Origin of the sequence: Marinifilum fragile JCM 15579, assembly GCF_001310955.1 — a bacterium.
Lineage (GTDB): Bacteria > Bacteroidota > Bacteroidia > Bacteroidales > Marinifilaceae > Marinifilum > Marinifilum fragile.
Window position 1 is genome coordinate 1 of sequence record NZ_BAZX01000073.1, and the last position, 754, is coordinate 754.

At 35.8% G+C, this 754-nt stretch carries 1 protein-coding gene; it reads right to left on the bottom strand.

The window, feature by feature from the left end:
• Positions 1–754 (bottom strand): lamin tail domain-containing protein (locus tag JCM15579_RS20480; RefSeq protein ID WP_218186265.1); only part of this gene is annotated, 754 nt, incomplete at both ends.

Consider the following 754-nt stretch of genomic DNA (forward strand, 5'->3'; position numbering starts at 1 on the left):
GGATAGCCTTTGGTATTGTACAACTCGATATACTCATACTCTGGCAACCCTTGTGTTGGGCTTTCATCTGCCATGATTTCATTGATAACAACATCATGTTCATGTATTTCGTGATAGACAAAATCCAATATGGTATCAAGCACATTACCACATTCATCGGATATTCCTGAAACATGCAACTGCATTTGTTTTGCATCTGTAAAAGAATTTTCAAACTGCAACTCCACTCCTTGAGTAGAAATGGGAGTAACCTCTTTTAGAGCATTGGATTGAATATTGTAATTCTCAGGATTCAGCAAGGTTGCTTCATCAATTACTTCACCAAATTCCAAAACCAACTGATTTTCCGATACCAATTTGAAAGAAACTACCTTAGGTGATTCTTCATCTACATAATCTGCACGAATTGTATTGACTTGGCCAGGAGTTCCCCCTTTTTCATTTACTGAAGCTGACCAATTGCTTTGACTGCTGCAAATATTTGAAGGATCAATTCGTTCTAAACTCCAACCTCCATTACTTTTCTCTTCCGATTGATACCAAATATCAGAATAGGCAATCTCATCGATTGTTTCTCCATTAGCAGACAATAACCTTAAACTATTTCCGGAATTGGTTAAGCCAGTAAAGTTTGATAAACCTATAGCATTCCCATATTCAGAAAATAATTCAACTGCTGTGTTGGAACAAAGAATCAAATAAGAATTTGCATAAATTGTATCTGCAGAAAATAACAACTCCTTACTTCCAATTT